Origin of the sequence: Streptomyces sp. NBC_01474 (assembly GCF_035918215.1) — a bacterium.
Taxonomy (GTDB): Bacteria; Actinomycetota; Actinomycetes; order Streptomycetales; family Streptomycetaceae; genus Streptomyces; species Streptomyces aureus.
In genome coordinates this window covers 4,832,078-4,848,820 of record NZ_CP109449.1, presented here as the reverse complement: position 1 = coordinate 4,848,820, position 16,743 = coordinate 4,832,078, and the positions used below count along the sequence as shown (strand labels likewise).

General features: G+C 71.8%; 10 protein-coding genes. 8 read left to right on the top strand and 2 right to left on the bottom strand.

The window, feature by feature from the left end; all coding sequences use genetic code 11:
• The first annotated feature begins 253 nt into the window (after positions 1-253).
• The 3 genes from OG758_RS22075 to OG758_RS22065 all read left to right on the top strand — a co-directional run bounded on the left by OG758_RS22075 (position 254) and on the right by OG758_RS22065 (position 3,799).
• The gene (locus OG758_RS22075; RefSeq protein ID WP_266561098.1) at positions 254-838 is read left to right on the top strand and encodes a sigma-70 family RNA polymerase sigma factor; all 585 of its coding nucleotides are present in this window, start codon (positions 254-256) and stop codon (positions 836-838) included.
• 216 nt (positions 839-1,054) lie between these two features.
• Entirely contained in the window at positions 1,055-2,560 is a 1,506-nt protein-coding gene (guaB, locus tag OG758_RS22070; protein ID WP_326711589.1) for an IMP dehydrogenase, read from the top strand.
• A gap of 114 nt (positions 2,561-2,674) precedes the next feature.
• On the top strand, positions 2,675-3,799 hold the full coding sequence (locus OG758_RS22065) for a GuaB3 family IMP dehydrogenase-related protein (RefSeq protein WP_116510973.1): 1,125 nt from the start codon (positions 2,675-2,677) through the stop codon (positions 3,797-3,799).
• A gap of 116 nt (positions 3,800-3,915) precedes the next feature.
• Here the strand turns inward: OG758_RS22065 and OG758_RS22060 are convergent, their stop codons facing one another.
• The gene (locus OG758_RS22060) at positions 3,916-5,169 is read right to left on the bottom strand and encodes a nucleotide sugar dehydrogenase (RefSeq protein WP_326711588.1); all 1,254 of its coding nucleotides are present in this window, start codon (positions 5,167-5,169) and stop codon (positions 3,916-3,918) included.
• Between the two features lie 285 nt (positions 5,170-5,454).
• On the opposite strand from OG758_RS22060, the gene OG758_RS22055 reads away from it, so the two are divergent.
• Positions 5,455-7,161, top strand: a complete 1,707-nt coding sequence (locus OG758_RS22055) for a glycerol-3-phosphate dehydrogenase/oxidase (RefSeq protein ID WP_326711587.1) — start codon at positions 5,455-5,457, stop codon at positions 7,159-7,161.
• A 137-nt stretch (positions 7,162-7,298) separates the two neighbouring features.
• Here the strand turns inward: OG758_RS22055 and OG758_RS22050 are convergent, their stop codons facing one another.
• Entirely contained in the window at positions 7,299-8,342 is a 1,044-nt protein-coding gene (locus OG758_RS22050) for a serine hydrolase domain-containing protein (protein WP_326711586.1), read from the bottom strand.
• A gap of 114 nt (positions 8,343-8,456) precedes the next feature.
• Here OG758_RS22050 and OG758_RS22045 point away from each other — a divergent pair, with 114 nt between their 5' ends.
• From OG758_RS22045 to OG758_RS22030, 4 genes are all read left to right on the top strand, one after another.
• Complete coding sequence (locus OG758_RS22045) at positions 8,457-10,547, top strand: serine/threonine-protein kinase (RefSeq protein ID WP_326711585.1); 2,091 nt, start codon at positions 8,457-8,459, stop codon at positions 10,545-10,547.
• A 129-nt stretch (positions 10,548-10,676) separates the two neighbouring features.
• Entirely contained in the window at positions 10,677-13,190 is a 2,514-nt protein-coding gene (locus tag OG758_RS22040) for a protein kinase (RefSeq protein WP_326711584.1), read from the top strand.
• A gap of 225 nt (positions 13,191-13,415) precedes the next feature.
• Positions 13,416-14,990 (top strand): serine/threonine-protein kinase, encoded by a 1,575-nt coding sequence (locus tag OG758_RS22035; RefSeq protein ID WP_326715997.1) that lies wholly within the window; start codon positions 13,416-13,418, stop codon positions 14,988-14,990.
• 100 nt (positions 14,991-15,090) lie between these two features.
• A complete protein-coding gene (locus OG758_RS22030; protein WP_326711583.1) occupies positions 15,091-16,683 on the top strand; it encodes a serine/threonine-protein kinase in 1,593 nt (530 codons plus the stop codon).
• The last annotated feature ends 60 nt before the right edge of the window (positions 16,684-16,743 follow it).

Below are 16,743 nucleotides of genomic sequence, written 5' to 3'. Positions count from 1 at the left end.
GGCGCACGGTGCGCCGCCGCGGGGGCACAGCGATCCCCGTCCGCCCCAGGGCGGACGGGGCTGCCGACGGCCGCCGGTCCTCGTTTCGCCGGACATGCCGCATCCTTGAGTTGTGGAGTTCCTCAGGGACGAGTCGGCCGAGCGGAAGGGGAGGGCGCGCGAGATGAGTTCCGGCGCACCTGCTCATAACGCTTCAGTGCACAACTACGGACGCGGTGCCACGGACCGGACGCCGCCAAGGCACCATGGACCGATGCGCGACGACGAGGCAGCCGGCCGAGGAGCCATCGGTGCACTGGTCCACAGCGCCGTCGAGGGCGACGAGCAGGCCACGCACGACCTTCTCGCGCACGTCCACCCCCTCGCGATCCGCTACTGCCGCAGCCGTCTGACGCGACTGCCGGGTGACGCACGGCACTTCGTGGAGGATCTCGCGCAGGAAGTCTGTGTCGCGGTGCTCCTCGCGCTGCCGCGCTACAAGGACACCGGGCGCCCCTTCGAGGCGTTCGTCTTCGCCATCGCCGCGCACAAGGTCGCGGATCTGCAGCGCGCCGCCATGCGGCATCCCGGTTCCACCGCCGTGCCCTCCGACGAGATGCCGGAGCGGCCCGACGACTCCCTCGGACCGGAGGAGCGGGCCCTGCTCAGCAGCGATGCGGAGTGGGCGAAGAAGCTCCTCGCCAACCTTCCGGACAACCAGCGCGAGCTGCTGCTGCTCCGGATCGCCGTCGGCCTCACCGCCGAGGAGACCGGACAGATGCTCGGCATGTCGCCGGGTGCCGTCCGCGTCGCCCAGCACCGCGCGCTCAGCCGGCTGCGGGCGCTCGCCGAGCAGTGAGCTGAGCAAGCCGAGTACCGAGGCGAGCAGCGAGCCGAACGCCGAGTCGTTGAGTGACACGCGCCACGCGCGCGTGAGTCACACCAAGGGCGGGCCGCGGTCTGCGCACGTGTGAACGTACAAATCTGCTCGGTGATCTTGATCGTGGAATGAGACACCTCCGGATCCCGTTAGCATGGACATCCGCACCGATCAAGGCCATTTGGGGAAGGTGTCATGACTGCAAACGTCGACGGAGTGCCCGAGAAATTCGCGACACTCGGGCTGACCTACGACGACGTGCTGCTGCTGCCGGGCGCGTCCGAGGTTCTCCCGAACGCGGTCGACACCTCGTCCCGCATCTCCCGCAACGTGCGCGTGAACATTCCGCTGCTGTCGGCGGCGATGGACAAGGTCACCGAGTCCCGCATGGCCATCGCCATGGCGCGGCAGGGTGGCGTCGGCGTGCTGCACCGCAACCTGTCGATCGAGGACCAGGTCAACCAGGTCGACCTCGTGAAGCGTTCCGAGTCCGGCATGGTGACCGACCCGATCACCGTGCACCCGGACGCGACGCTGGCCGAGGCCGACGCGCTCTGTGCGAAGTTCCGCATCAGCGGCGTCCCGGTGACCGACCCGGCCGGCAAGCTGCTCGGCATCGTCACCAACCGCGACATGGCGTTCGAGTCCGACCGCAGCCGGCAGGTGCGCGAGGTCATGACGCCGATGCCGCTCGTGACCGGCAAGGTCGGCATCTCCGGCGTCGACGCCATGGAGCTGCTGCGCCGCCACAAGATCGAGAAGCTTCCGCTGGTCGACGAAGCGGGCGTCCTCAAGGGCCTCATCACGGTCAAGGACTTCGTGAAGGCCGAGCAGTACCCGCACGCCGCGAAGGACGCCGAGGGCCGCCTCCTCGTCGGTGCCGCGGTGGGCGCCAGCCCCGAGGCCCTGGAGCGCGCTCAGGCGCTGGCCGAGGCGGGCGCGGACTTCCTCATCGTCGACACGTCGCACGGACACAACAGCAACGCGCTGAACTGGATGGCGAAGATCAAGTCCAGCGTCGGCGTCGACGTCATCGGCGGCAACGTCGCGACGCGTGACGGCGCGCAGGCCCTGATCGACGCCGGTGTCGACGGCGTGAAGGTCGGTGTGGGCCCCGGCTCCATCTGCACCACGCGCGTGGTCGCCGGTATCGGTGTCCCGCAGGTCACCGCCATCTACGAGGCGGCTCTCGCCGCCCGCGCCGCCGGCGTCCCGGTCATCGGTGACGGCGGTCTGCAGTACTCCGGCGACATCGGCAAGGCGCTCGCCGCAGGTGCCGACACGGTCATGCTGGGAAGCCTCCTCGCGGGTTGTGAGGAGTCTCCGGGCGAGCTGCTGTTCATCAACGGCAAGCAGTTCAAGTCGTACCGCGGCATGGGCTCCCTCGGGGCGATGCAGTCCCGCGGGCAGGGCCGGTCGTACTCCAAGGACCGCTACTTCCAGGCCGAGGTCGCCTCCGACGACAAGCTCGTGCCCGAGGGCATCGAGGGCCAGGTGCCCTACCGCGGCCCGCTGGCCAACGTGCTGCACCAGCTCGTCGGCGGTCTGCGCCAGACGATGGGCTATGTGGGCGCCGCCTCCATCGACGAGATGGAGACCAAGGGCCGCTTCGTGAGGATCACGTCCGCGGGCCTCAAGGAGAGCCACCCGCACGACATCCAGATGACGGTCGAAGCACCGAACTACAGCCGCAGCAAGTAGCCGCAGACAGTCGAAGACAGGGCCAGGGGCGGCCCCGGGGTTCCCGGGGCCGCCCCTGGCGCGTATGTCGGGGATACTGGAAGGCGCTGAAACGCAGAGGGAAAGGCCACACACGTGACTGAGATCGAGATCGGGCGCGGCAAGCGCGGCCGCCGGGCGTACGCCTTCGACGACATCGCCGTCGTACCGAGCCGTCGTACGCGCGACCCGAAGGAGGTCTCGATCGCCTGGCAGATCGACGCCTACCGTTTTGAGCTGCCGTTCCTGGCGGCTCCCATGGACTCGGTCGTCTCGCCGGCCACCGCCATCCGGATCGGGGAGCTCGGCGGCCTCGGCGTGCTGAACCTCGAGGGCCTGTGGACCCGCTACGAGGACCCGCAGCCGCTGCTCGACGAGATCGGCGAGCTGGACACGGAGAGCGCCACACGCCGTCTCCAGGAGATCTACGAGGCTCCCATCAAGGAGGAGCTGATCGGGCAGCGCATCAAGGAGGTGCGCGACTCCGGTGTCGTTACTGCTGCCGCGCTGTCGCCGCAGCGCACCGCCCAGTTCTCCAAGGCCGTCGTGGACGCGGGCGTCGACATCTTCGTGATCCGGGGGACCACCGTGTCCGCCGAGCACGTCTCCGGTGCCGCCGAGCCGCTGAACCTGAAGCAGTTCATCTACGAGCTGGACGTGCCGGTCATCGTGGGCGGCTGCGCCACGTACACCGCCGCACTGCACCTGATGCGCACCGGCGCGGCCGGCGTGCTCGTCGGCTTCGGCGGCGGCGCCGCGCACACCACGCGCAACGTCCTGGGCATCCAGGTGCCGATGGCGACCGCCGTGGCCGATGTGGCCGCCGCCCGCCGCGACTACATGGACGAGTCCGGCGGCCGCTACGTGCACGTGATCGCCGACGGTGGCGTGGGCTGGTCCGGCGACCTGCCGAAGGCCATCGCCTGCGGCGCCGACGCCGTGATGATGGGCTCCCCGCTGGCGCGCGCCACGGACGCGCCCGGCCGCGGCCACCACTGGGGCATGGAGGCCGTCCACGAGGACGTGCCGCGCGGCAAGAAGGTCGACCTCGGGACCGTCGGTACGACGGAGGAGGTCCTCACCGGGCCTTCGCACACCCCGGACGGTTCGATGAACTTCTTCGGCGCCCTCAAGCGCGCCATGGCGACGACCGGCTACAGCGAACTCAAGGAGTTCCAGCGGGTCGAGGTCACGGTGGCGGACTCGCAGCACCGCCGCTGACGCAGTACTACGCAGAAGGGGCCCGCACCGTTTCGGTGCGGGCCCCTTCTACGTAGAGGGCCATTACAGCTCCACGTGGAGGGCCTTTACAGGTCTACGGATCTACGGAGAGGGCTTCACAGGCGGTGGGCCGCGCCCGTCGGGGTGGCGCCCCTGGTGTCCAGGAGGAGCTGGGCCTTCACGGACAGGCCCTGGAGGTCGTACGTGCGGTGCTGCTGGAGCAGGATCGTCAGGTCGGCGTCCGCGGCGGCCTCGTAGAGGGAGTCCGCACGGGGGACGGGGTGGCCGAGGACGTTCCACGACGGGATGTGCGGGTCGTGGTAGCTGACCGCCGCGCCCAGCTGCATCAGCCTCGTGGCGATCTCCTGGGCGGGGGTGCCCTCCAGATCGGCGACGTCGGGTTTGTACGTGATGCCGAGGAGCAGGACGCGGGCGCCGCGGGCGGACTTGCCGTGTTCGTTGAGGAGGGTGGCGGCGCGCTGGATCACGTACTGGGGCATGTGGTGGTTGACCTGCTGGGCCAGTTCCACCATGCGCAGGGGGCGGACCGGGAGGGGCGGGCGTGAGAGGTCCTGGGGGACGCCGTGGCCGCCTACGCCGGGGCCGGGACGGAACGCCTGGAAGCCGAACGGCTTGGTCTCGGCGCAGCGGATGACGTCCCACAGGTCGACGCCCAGGTCGTGGCAGAGGACGGCCATCTCGTTGACCAGGGCGATGTTGACGTGGCGGTAGTTGGTCTCCAGGAGCTGGACGGTCTCGGCCTCGCGGGGTCCACGCGCGCGAACCACCTTGTCGGACAGGCGGCCGTAGAAGGCGGCGGCGGACTCGGTGCAGGCGGGGGTGAGGCCGCCGATCACCTTGGGGGTCGTGGCGTACGCGTGCGTGCGGCTGCCGGGGTCGAGGCGGCCCGGTGAGTAGGCGAGGTGGAAGTCGCGGCCGGCCCGCAGCCCCGAACCGTCCTCCAGGAGGGGGCGCAGGACGCCTTCGGTGGTGCCGGGGGCGACCGGGGTCTCGATGATCACCGTGGTGTGGGGGCGCAGACGGGCGGCGAGGGCGCGCGTGGCGTCGGTGAGCTGCGTGAGGTCGAGGGAGCGGTCCGCGCCGAGGGGGGCGGGGGCGCAGATGACGGCGGTGCGGACGCGGCCGAGTTCGACGGGGTCGCCGGTCGGCCGGAAGCCCCCCGAGAGCATCCGGCGGATGTCGGCGGCGGTCAGGGTTCCCTCGGCGCCGTCGCCGGGGAGCCGGCCGGCCGCGAGGTCGGTGGCGCGTACGGGGTCGTAGCCGATGGTTGCGATGCCGGTGGCGACGGCGGCCTGGGCGAGGGGCAGGCCGAGGTGACCGAGTCCGATGACGGCGAGATCTGCGGGCATGGCGGTGGGCCGTCCTTCCCAATAGCCGGAGCGGGAGGAGAGCGCAAGCCCTGTGGACAGGATGGACGAGCGCAATGTCACACTAGGAGTAAATATGACCGTTATGCGGTATTGCCCGGCCGGGAATCCGGGAGTGTTGTCCACAGGCTGCGGGTGAGTGGTGGCTGAAGTCGGGCACGGCGGTCAGAATCGGTGCATGGGTGATGAGAGCCGGGGCGCATCAGACAGGTGACACCGGTGGGACCGACTGGACCGACGCCGACTGACCGACAGCGGGAGGTAGCAGTGAGGACAGCGACACTGGGACCGGCGGAGCGTGCCGAGGCGCTCGCGGGAATGGCCGAGCGGGAGCTGGACATCCTGGTCGTGGGCGCGGGGGTGGTCGGCGCGGGCACCGCGCTCGACGCCGCGACCCGGGGTCTGTCCACCGGCCTGGTCGAGGCGCGGGACTGGGCCTCCGGCACATCGAGCCGGTCGAGCAAGCTGATCCACGGCGGGCTCCGGTATCTCGAGATGCTCGACTTCGCACTCGTGCGCGAGGCGCTGAAGGAGCGCGGGCTGCTCCTGGAGCGGCTCGCCCCGCACCTCGTGAAGCCGGTGCCGTTCCTGTATCCCCTCCAGCACAAGGGCTGGGAGCGGCTGTACGCGGGCTCGGGCGTCGCCCTGTACGACGCGATGTCGATGGCGCGCGGGCATGGGCGCGGGCTGCCCATGCACCGCCATCTGAGCCGGCGTCAAGCACTGCGGGTCGCGCCCGCGCTCAAGAAGGACGCGCTCGTCGGCGCCTTGCAGTACTACGACGCGCAGATGGACGACGCGCGGTATGTGGCGACGCTGGTGCGCACGGCCGCGATGTACGGGGCGAAGGTCGCCAACAGGGCGCGTGTGACCGGGTTTCTGCGGGAGGGCGAGCGCGTCGTCGGTGCCCGCGTCGAGGATGTCGAGGGCGGCGGGGAGTACGAGATCCGCGCCCGCCAGATCGTGAACGCGACGGGCGTGTGGACGGACGACACCCAGGCAATGGTGGGCGAGCGGGGCCAGTTCCACGTACGCGCGTCCAAGGGCATCCACCTCGTCGTGCCCAAGGACCGGATCAACTCGACGACCGGGCTCATCCTGCGCACCGAGAAGAGCGTCTTGTTCGTGATCCCGTGGGGGCGCCACTGGATCGTGGGCACCACGGACACGGAATGGGACCTCGACAAGGCGCACCCCGCGGCCTCCAGCGCCGACATCGACTATCTGCTCGAGCACGTGAACTCGGTGCTCGCGGTGCCCCTCACGCGCGACGACGTCCAGGGGGTCTACGCGGGCCTGCGGCCCCTGCTCGCCGGTGAGTCCGACGCCACGAGCAAGCTCTCGCGCGAGCACACGGTGGCGCACCCGGTGCCGGGGCTCGTCGTCGTGGCGGGCGGCAAGTACACGACGTACCGGGTCATGGCCAAGGACGCCGTCGACGAGGCGGTGCACGGGCTCGACCAGCGGGTCGCCGACTGCGTCACCGAGGACATTCCGCTGATCGGGGCCGAGGGCTACCACGCGCTGTGGAACGCGCGGGCGAGGATCGCCGCGCGGACCGGGCTCCATGTGGTGCGGGTGGAGCATCTGCTCAACCGGTACGGGTCGTTGGCGGAGGAGGTGCTCGACCTGGTGGCCGCCGACCCCGGGCTCGGCGCGCCCCTCACCGGCGCCGACGACTATCTGCGGGCCGAAATCGTGTACGCCGCCTCGCACGAAGGGGCGCGGCATCTCGACGATGTGCTGACGCGGCGCACGCGGATCTCGATCGAGACGTTCGACCGGGGGACGCGGTGTGCGCGTGAGGCGGCGGAGCTGATGGCCCCGGTGCTCGGCTGGGACAAGGACCAGATCGAGCGGGAGGTGGAGCACTACGAGAAGCGGGTGCAGGCCGAGCGGGAGTCCCAGCGTCAACCGGATGACCTCTCGGCCGATGCGGCGCGACTGGGGGCGCCGGATATTGTGCCGCTGTGACGGGGTGCGCCGGGGTTGCGCTGGGGGCTGTGCCCCCAGGCCCCCCTTTCGCCCTGCGGGCTCGTCCTCAAACGCCGGACGGGCTGGGAGGGCGCGCTCGTCCTCAGGCTCCGGCAGGGTGAAGGGTGCGCCGGTCCTCAGGTGTCGGATCGGCTGAATGGCTGACAGAACTCTGCTGTCAGTAGGTGGCGTTCCAGTTCGGGGGTGTTCTTCGCGGTGTCCGTGTTGGTGCGGAACGTGATGACTCTTGACGCCGTTCTCGTTGCCGCCGTGCGGACGTAGCTGCCTTCGATTCGGCCGTTGTGGCCCCATATCGTCGTTCCGCAGGGGAGCTTCGTGGGGTAGAGGCCCATGCCGTAGCGGCCTTGTGCGGTGCGGGTGTTGAGCATCGTGCGGAGTTGGCTCGGGGGGAGGAGGCGGCCCTTCAGGAGGGCCGTGTAGAAGCGGTTCAGGTCGGTGAGGGTGGAGATCAGTTCGCCTGCGGCGCCGGCCACGCGGGGGTTCAGAGTGGTTACGTCGTCGCCTGTCGCGTCGTACGCGCGGCCGTGTGGCGTGGGCAGTGTGGTGCGGGTGCCGGGGAACGACGTGCCGGTGAGGTGGAGCGGTTCGATGATGCGGTGGAGGGCCTCGGTCGCGTACGAGTGGCCCGTGACCTGGCCTATGACCATGCCCAGTACGACGTAGTTGGTGTTCGAGTACGACCAGTGGTCGCGAGGGCTCGGCGGGTCGGCCTCGGCCAGTTGTACGGCCGTTTTGGGGGATACCGGGATCGTGCCGTGCGTGCGCGCCGTGAAGTCGGGCAGGCCACTGGTGTGGGTGAGAAGCGAGCGGAGGGAGACGGAGTGGTCACGCAGTAGGCCGGGGAGGTGGTCGTCCACCGTGTCCGAGAGGCGCAGGCGGTGTTCGGCGGCGAGTTGCAGCACGACCGCCGCGATGAACGACTTCGTGATGCTCCCGGCCCGGAAGTGGTCGGTGCGGCGGATCGTGGGGCCGGTGCGTACGAAGCGCGTCGTCCCGCCCTCGCGGGCGAGCAGCGCCGCGGCGGGGGCCTTGCCCTCTGTGACCAGCAACGGAAGAGTGGCGTCCGTGGCCGGGGCCGCGAGTGACGTGGAACTGCCCGGAAACATACAGAAGAGGGCCGCTGCCAGGGGTATCGCCAGCAGTGTCCGAAGTACGGGCATGACGGTCCCTCCCTGTGTGCGGTCCATCATGAGCGACGGCCGACCCTGGGCGTGGAGTGGTCCCCGGGTAAGGGACAATGAAGGCTCTGTCAGGGCGGGTTGCAGAGGGGACGCATGTCGGAGGCGGAGCAGGCGGGCACAGCTCGTCAGGACAAGAGTGCACGTCTCCTCGCCGGGCGCTACCGGCTGGGAGAAGTCCTCGGCCGCGGCGGCATGGGCACCGTGTGGCGGGCGAAGGACGAGACGCTCGGCCGGACGGTCGCCGTCAAGGAACTGCGGTTCCCGTCGAGCATCGACGACGAGGAGAAGCGGCGCCTGATCACGCGAACGTTGCGTGAGGCGAAGGCGATCGCGCGGATCCGGAACAACAGCGCGGTGACGGTCTACGACGTGGTCGACGAGGACGACCGGCCGTGGATCGTGATGGAACTCGTCGAGGGCAAGTCCCTCGCGGAGCAGATCCGGGAGGACGGCCTGCTGGAGCCGCGGCGTGCCGCCGAGGTGGGGCTCGCGATTCTCGACGTGCTGCGCGCTGCGCACCGCGAGGGCATCCTGCACCGCGACGTGAAGCCGTCGAACGTGCTGATCGCCGAGGACGGGCGCGTCGTCCTCACGGACTTCGGCATCGCCCAGGTCGAGGGCGACCCCTCGATCACGTCCACGGGCATGCTCGTCGGCGCACCCTCGTACATCTCGCCGGAGCGGGCGCGCGGGCACAAGCCCGGCCCCGCCGCCGACCTGTGGTCGCTCGGCGGACTGCTGTACGCGTCGGTGGAGGGCGTTCCTCCGTACGACAAGGGGTCCGCCATCGCGACCCTGACGGCCGTCATGACCGAGCCGGTCGACCCGCCCAAGAACGCGGGGCCACTGGAGAAGGTCATCTACGGGCTGCTCGCCAAGGACCCGGAGCAGCGGCTCGACGACGCCGGGGCGCGAGCCCTCCTCAACGACGTCCTGCACGCTCCCGAGCCCAAGGACGAGGAACCCGAGCCGGTCGACGCGACCAAGGTCGTGCCGCTGCCGCCCCTTCCCGAGCAGACGCCCAAGGCGCCCAAGACGCCCAAGGTGCGCTTCGGCAAGGGAAGTCCGGCGGGGGCTGCTGCGAGCTCCGGGTCTTCGGCTGCCTCCGTGAGCCCCGAGGACGCCGGTGACGGCACCGGCGCGGGCAAGAGGGGTGAGGAAGCCGCCGAGAAGCTGCGCGGTGCGCTGCGGTCGGTGCGGAAAGCCGCTGCCGCGGCCACCGCTGCGACGGCGACCGGTGCGGCCGGTGCGGCCGGCAGGAGTGGCGGGGCCGCGTCCGGCGGTACGGCGGAGGTCTCCGCCCATCCCGCGGTCGGGCAGGGCGGTTCGGGTGTTCCGGCGCAGCCCGCCGGGCCGCCGCGTACGCCGGCGACCAGGGCCTCGCTCACGGACGTGGTCCCGCGGCGCACCCTCGTGATCGTCGCGGTGCTCGTCGCGCTCGCCGTGATCGGCACCGTCATCGGCATCGCGTTCAGCGGTGGCGACGACGGCGGTTCCGCCAAGGGCGGCGACAAGTCCGTCTCCGCGGGAGCGAGCGGAGGCGGTGGCGGAGGCAGCGGTAGCGGTAGCAAGGACAAGGGCAGCGGGTCCGGCAGCGGCGACGACGCGGCTCAGGGCGGCGGCAAGGGCTCCGACAAGGGCCAGGGCTCCGGCTCGGACACCGGCAAGGGCGGCGGCAAGGACAGCGATGCCGGCCAGGGTGCGTCGCCCGGCAGCAGCACCAGCGGCGGCAGCGGGGTCCCGGGCGGCAGCGGCGCGGCCTCGACGTACAAGCACGACCAGGGCTTCTCCATCGGCCTCCCGAAGGGCTGGAAGTACAGCTCGACGAGCGCGGCGGGGGCCCGCTTCACGGGTCCCGACGGGCAGAAGCTGCTCGTCGGCTGGACGACGACGCCCAAGTCGAACCCGGTCCAGGACTGGCGCAACCAGGAGCAGTACATGCGCCGCTCCCAGTACGACCGGATACGCATCGCGGCCGTCGACTTCCGCGGCTGGAACACGGCGGACTGGGAGTTCACGTACGTCGACGGGGGCACCAAGTACCGCTCGATAGACCGCGGTTTCGTGGTCAACGGCGGTCTCGGGTACGGCCTGATGTACACGGCCAAGGCCGCCGACTGGGACGGTGCGCAGCGCAAGGCCGCCTGGCAGACGTTCACCAAGACGTTCAAGCCGAAGTCCTGAGCCTGAAAGCAGTCCGGCACGTATCGTGAGTGCTTGCGGACCGTGCGCAGCCGTATCGGGACGCATCACTGCGCACAACAGGGCGCAAAACGAACGGAATTGACCACCGGGCGGACAGGGGGACGCGTCGTGGAGGACTATGCCGGCCGAGTGCTCGCCGACCGCTACCGCCTGCCGCTGTCGCCGGCCGACGCGTACGAGTTCGCCCAGACGCGGGCGTTCGACACCTACAGCGGCCAGGAGGTCCTGGTCAGGCAGGTGCCGTTACCCGAAGTCGTCGAGGCCGAGGTGCTCGACGCCGAAGGGCTCCCGGACGGGTTCGTACCGCGTGAGTCGTGTGGCCGGCGCGAGCGGGGGGACGCGGCGCGGACCACGCGGAGGCCGACGGATCCCGCGGTGCGCCGCGCCGTCGAGGCCGCGCAGGCCGCCGCCCAGATACCCGACCACCCAAGGCTCGACCAGGTCTTCGACGTGTTCGCCGAGGGCGGTTCGCTGTGGATCGTCAGCGAGGTCGTCTCCGCGCGCCCGCTCGCCGCGCTGCTCGCCGAGGAGCCGCTGTCCCCGTACCGGGCGGCCGAGGTCGCGTCCGACGTCCTCACCGCGCTGCGCGCGCTGCACGCCCACGGCTGGGTCCACCGGAACATCACCGCCCGTACGGTCCTCGTGTGCGACGACGGCCGGATCGTGCTGACCGGACTCGCCGCCGGTGCGGCGGAGGAGGCGCTGTGCGGCTATGACCCGACGCCGGCGCCTCCCGCTGCCGCGGCACCCCCGGCCCCCCAGCCTTCAGCGCCCGCGTCCCCCTACACGCCTCCCGCTGCTCTTGCTCCCGCGCCGTCCCGGCCCGCCGCTCTTGAGGCCGGGAGCGACCCGCGGGCCGCGCGCGCGGGGGCGATAGCCGCGTACCGGGCGGGTGCGCGGGCCGCCGCGCGCGGGGGTGTGGACACGGACGGGACGCCGGGGCCGCCGCAGCGCGGGCCGGGCGCGGAGCACGGGGGCGAGTCCGGCACCGGTGCGAAGGGCGGCGGTGCGCGCAGCGGCGGCGCGGAGCCCGGCCGGATCGACGACCCCTACGGCGTACGCGGCTCCGCCGGGCGTCCCTGGCACGGGGCGACCCCGCGGCCCCGCAGGGAGCAGCCCGAGCCGGGCGCTCCCACCCCCGAGACTCCCGGCCCCGCGCCCGGAGCGCCCGGGTCCACGCGTGGGGACCAGCTCATCCCCGCGCAGCAGCAGGCGGCCCCGGCGGCCGGTCGCGGGCCCACCACCGCTCTCGCCGCCGACCGCGCGCGGCAGGCGAGGATGACCGTCGTCGGGCCCGTCACCGAGCGCTGGGCGCCCGAGCAGGCGGGGCCCGTCCACGAGAACTGGCAGCTGGCCGCCCCGATCGGCCCGGCCACCGACCTGTGGGCCCTCGGCGCCCTCCTGTTCCGCGCGGTCCAGGGGCATGCCCCGTACCCGGAGGAGAACACCGGCGAGCTGGTGCAGATGGTGTGCGCCGAGCCGCCCGCGTTCGCCGAGGAGTGCGGGCCCCTGCGGCCCGTAGTCGAGTCGCTGCTGCGTCAGGACCCCACGGAGCGGCTCGACTTCGAGGAGTTGCGGGGGTGGCTCAGGTCGCTGGTGCGGTCCGCGCCGGAGCCGGAGGCGGGCACGAACGTCGTGGCCGCGCCCCCCTTCGACGCCACGCGGCTGCCGGTCGTACGGCGCCGGGGCGAGCTCGTGCGCAGACGCCGCCGGCGCTCCGCCGGCCAGGCCGGGGCCGGGGCCGGGCACGCGCGGCACAAGCGGGCCAAGGCGCAACCGCAGCTGGCGGAGAGCCGCATGCGGGCGGAGTCTCGCACACGGCCGGAGCGGGGCTCGCCGCAGCGTCGCATCCAGTCGGACCGGCAGCCCAGGAAGCCCCGTTCGCTCGGCCGCACCCTGCTCGTTCTCGTACTGCTCGGCCTGGCCGCCGCGGTCGCGTACGCCGTGGTCTTCATGCCGAAGGCCGAGCCGAGCGGCGGCACGCCGGGCGACGGTGCGACTGACCATGCGGGCGCCATCGGCGGGGGCGGGCCCGCGCCCGAGGGCGGCAGGTCCACGCCGGCGCCTTCGACGGGTGAATCCGCCGAGGGCCAGGGGAAGAACGGCGGCAAGAGCTCGTCGACCCCGTCCGCCACCGATCCGCAGACCGACTCGTCCGAACCCGAGGTCGCGCAGGGCTTCACCCTGCGCAAGGACCCCGAAGGGTTCCGCGTCGCCGTCGCCAAGGGCTGGAACCGGCAGGGCAGGAACGGACAGGGGCAGGTCCTCTACACGCACGGCGACTTCGAGCTCGTCGTCGTCCCGGGCCGCGACAGCACGTCCGCGTACGGCAGCGATCCGATGGCGTATCAGCGGGAGAAGGAACGCGAGTTGCAGCCGTTCCGCGACTCGACGTGGGCGACGTCCAGCGGGATGCGCCGGATCGACGTGGGCGGGCGGGCCATGGCCGAGGGCCAGTTCACCTGGCAGAACTCGGCGGGCCGCGAGACGTACGTACGCAACCTCGCGATGATCGTGGGCGGCCGCTACCACGTGGTCCAGCTGCGGGGCCCCGAGGCCGAGCGCGACGAGGTGACGCGCCTGTACGAGCAGGCCTCGGCGACGTATCAGAGCACGGGCTGACGTATCGGAGCACGAACTGATACAACGCCAGACGTCGTACTGGCGTACTGAATGCACCAAGTTGATGGCCTGTCGGCTACCGTCCCGATGGGCGACAAGCGTCACAGTGCGGTCTCCGTGCACCCCCGCCGGTTCCCTGTGCCTGGGCCGCTCCCTAATGTGGCTCTGTCAAGGCCATGAGCGGCCTTGGCACGACCAATGCGCCTGCGGGGGAACGTGAATCAGATGCAGGGCCTGCTCCTCGCGGGCCGCTATCGACTCGGTGATTCGATCGGGCGCGGCGGCATGGGCCGGGTGTGGCGCGCGCACGACGAAGTACTGCACCGTGCCGTGGCCGTAAAGGAACTGACTGCGGCCCAGTACGTGCAGGAGGCCGACCGCGCCGTACTGCTCGCGCGGACACAGACGGAGGCGCGGGCCGCCGCGCGGATCAACCACCCGGCGGTCGTCACCGTCCACGACGTGCTGGAGCACGACGACCGGCCGTGGATCGTGATGGAACTCGTCGACGGTCCCTCGCTCGCGGACGCGGTGAAGGAGTCGGGCCGTATCCTGCCGCGCGAGGCCGCCCGCATCGGCCTGTGGACGCTGCGGGCGCTGCGCGCCGCGCACGCGGCCGGGGTGCTGCACCGCGACGTGAAGCCGGGCAACGTCCTGCTCGCCCGCGACGGACGGGTGCTGCTCACGGACTTCGGGATCGCCCAGGTCGAGGGCGACTCGACGATCACGCGGACCGGCGAGATAGTCGGCTCGGTCGACTATCTGGCGCCCGAGCGGGTCAGCGGCGCGGCGCCCGGACCCGCGTCCGACCTGTGGGCGCTGGGCGCCACGCTGTTCACGGCCGTCGAGGGGAAGTCCCCGTTCCGGCGCACGTCGCCGATCAGCACGATGCAGGCCGTCGTCGAGGACGAGCCGGGCGAACTCCTGCACGCGGACGCCCTCGCACCCGTCATTCAGGCACTGCTGCGCAAGGACCCGGCGGCGCGTCCGTCCGCCGACGAGGCCGAGGCGATGCTCGCGGAGGCCGCCGAGGGGCGGCGGTCCAGCGCGGCGCAGGCCTACGTGCCCACGCAGGTGCATGTCGCGGCGCCGCCGACGCCCCCGGAGAAGTCGACCGCGATAGGCGTGCATCACGCCGCCATGCCGGCGGTCCCCGCGGCCGGTCGCCGCAAGTGGCCACGTGTCGTCGCCGTGGCGCTGGCGGCCGCGCTCGTCGGCGGCGGCGGGATGTTCGCCGCGAACCACTACCTGAGTCACCGGACCTCGTCGAACACGAACTCCGGCGAGGACAAGGCCGGGGGTGCCTCGTCGGGTTCCGGCAGCGATCAGCACAAGGCCGGGAGCATCCCCGACAACTGGGTCCGTCAGAACGACGTCGAGGGGTTCAGCCTCATGCTGCCGAAGGGCTGGAAGCGGCAGGCGGACGGCTCTCAGATCGACTACACGCCGGACGGCGGCGCCCACTTCGTGCGGATCGCGGTCGACAAGTCCCCCGAGTGGCCCGACTCGTACCACCACCAGCTGGACCTGGAGCGGCAGGTCACGAAGCCGCCCGGGCTGCCCGACTACCAGCAGGTCAACCTGCAGCCCAACACCTTCCGCGACCGCTCGGGATCCCTGTGGGAATTCACCTGGACCGCGGGCAACAAGGACACGACGTCGGGCCCGCGGCACGCCATCGAGCAGACGTACGTCGAGAACGACGGCACCGAGTACGCCATCTATCTGTCCGTGCCGTCGGCCGACTGGGACGAGGCGCGGCAGCAGTTCGACGCGATCCTGCGGAGCTGGGAACCGTAGGCATCCGTGGTGTGCGGGCGGCCGCCTGCGGTTTCGTTGATCGCTTGACGGCCCGGAGCACGCCCCTCCGGGGCCCGTTCCGTGCGGCATGATGGAACGCATGGGGACCGAGGGGGAGGACAACGTCCGTGTGATCGCCGGGCGTTACCGACTGGAGGCGCGCATCGGCCGGGGCGGAATGGGCGTCGTGTGGCGCGCCTCCGACCAGCTGCTCGGACGGCGCGTCGCGGTCAAGGAACTCGTGCTCGACGAGACGCTCTCCGTCGACGAGGCCCGCCGCCAGAAGGACCGCACCCTGCGCGAGGCCCGCGCGGTCGCCCAGCTCAGCCACCCGAACGTCATCGTCGTCCACGACGTCGTGGAGCACGGCGAACGCCCGTACATCGTCATGGAGTTGATCGAGGGCGGCTCGCTCGCCGACCGGCTCTCGCGGACCGGGCCCGTCGACGCGCGGGAGGCGGCCCGGATCGGGATCGCGCTGCTCGGCGCGCTGCGGGTCGCGCACGCGGCGGGGGTGCTGCACCGGGATCTGAAGCCGGCGAACGTGCTCGTCGAGGCGGGCAGTGAGCGCGTCGTGCTCACGGACTTCGGGATCGCGCAGGTCAGCGGCGCGACGACGCTCACGGAGACGGGTTCCTTCGTCGGCTCGCCCGAGTACACGGCGCCTGAGCGCATGGCGGGGGAGCGGACCGGGCCCGAGTCGGACCTGTGGTCGCTCGGCGCGATGCTGTGCGCCGCCCTGACGGGCGAATCACCGTTCCGGCGCGACTCGCTGGGCGGGATCATGCACGCCGTGGTGGTCGGCGAGATCAATCCGCCCGCCGAGGCCGAGCCGCTCCTGCCCGTCGTACGGGGACTGCTTGAGCGCGATCCGGCGCTCAGGCTCGGCCTGGACGAGGCCGACCGGCTCCTTCGCGCGTACGTCGCCACGGGTACGACGCCGCGGGCCGTGGCCGGTTACACGCCCACTGCCCGGAACACCCCCACGTCGCCCGCTCCGGCGCCCACGCAGAAGCGTTCACCCCGCGCCGTTCTCGCGGCCGCCGCGCTCGTCGCGGCGATGGCCGGGGCCGGCGTCTCCGCGGCCGCGCTCCTCGTGAACGGCGGCGACGGCGGCGGCACCCACCGCCCCACGGCGTCCGCGCCGGGCCCCACGGGCGGCACGGCGTCCCCCTCGGACTCGGCCCCGGAGCCCCGCCCGACGGTCACGGTCACGGAGCAGCAGACCGGCACGCGTCCCGCGTCCCCCGCCGGCTACCGCACGGCCGTCGACCCGGAGGGGTTCTCCCTGGCCGTGCCGGACGACTTCAGCCGCAAGCCCGACGGACCCCGGATCTTCTACGTGTCGCCGGGCGACACGTTCAGGATCGGCATCAAGGTGGCCGCCCCCGACCCGGGCGGACCCGGCGCGGTGCAGCGCCGCTCCGACGCGAAGGGGCCCGCCAACAACCCGGGCTACCGCGACGGTTCCGTCACCGACACCACCCACGGCGGCCGGCCCGCCGCGCTCTGGCGGTTCACGTGGAACGGCTTCAGCACGGCGGAGGGCGCGAGGCACACGTACGACCTGTGCTGGGAGCAGGGCGGACGGATGTACGACGTGTGGGTGTCGGCGCCGGTCGGGCGGATCACGGAGGCCAAGCGGTACTTCGACACGGCGGTCGCCACCTTCGTGCCGTCCGGGGGCGGCTGAGGCATCGGGGCGGTCACAACTGCGTGACCGGAGTGGATCCGAAGGCGTCCCGCACGGTAG

What these genes read in the sequence shown, in the direction of transcription:
- OG758_RS22060 (WP_326711588.1), bottom strand. Translation starts at nt 5,169, where the DNA reads ATGCCCGCAGATCTCGCCGTCATCGGACTCGGTCACCTCGGCCTGCCC.
- OG758_RS22035 (WP_326715997.1), top strand. Translation starts at nt 13,416, where the DNA reads ATGCAGGGCCTGCTCCTCGCGGGCCGCTATCGACTCGGTGATTCGATC.
- guaB (WP_326711589.1), top strand. Translation starts at nt 1,055, where the DNA reads ATGACTGCAAACGTCGACGGAGTGCCCGAGAAATTCGCGACACTCGGG.
- OG758_RS22030 (WP_326711583.1), top strand. Translation starts at nt 15,091, where the DNA reads ATGGGGACCGAGGGGGAGGACAACGTCCGTGTGATCGCCGGGCGTTAC.
- OG758_RS22075 (WP_266561098.1), top strand. Translation starts at nt 254, where the DNA reads ATGCGCGACGACGAGGCAGCCGGCCGAGGAGCCATCGGTGCACTGGTC.
- OG758_RS22050 (WP_326711586.1), bottom strand. Translation starts at nt 8,342, where the DNA reads ATGCCCGTACTTCGGACACTGCTGGCGATACCCCTGGCAGCGGCCCTC.
- OG758_RS22045 (WP_326711585.1), top strand. Translation starts at nt 8,457, where the DNA reads ATGTCGGAGGCGGAGCAGGCGGGCACAGCTCGTCAGGACAAGAGTGCA.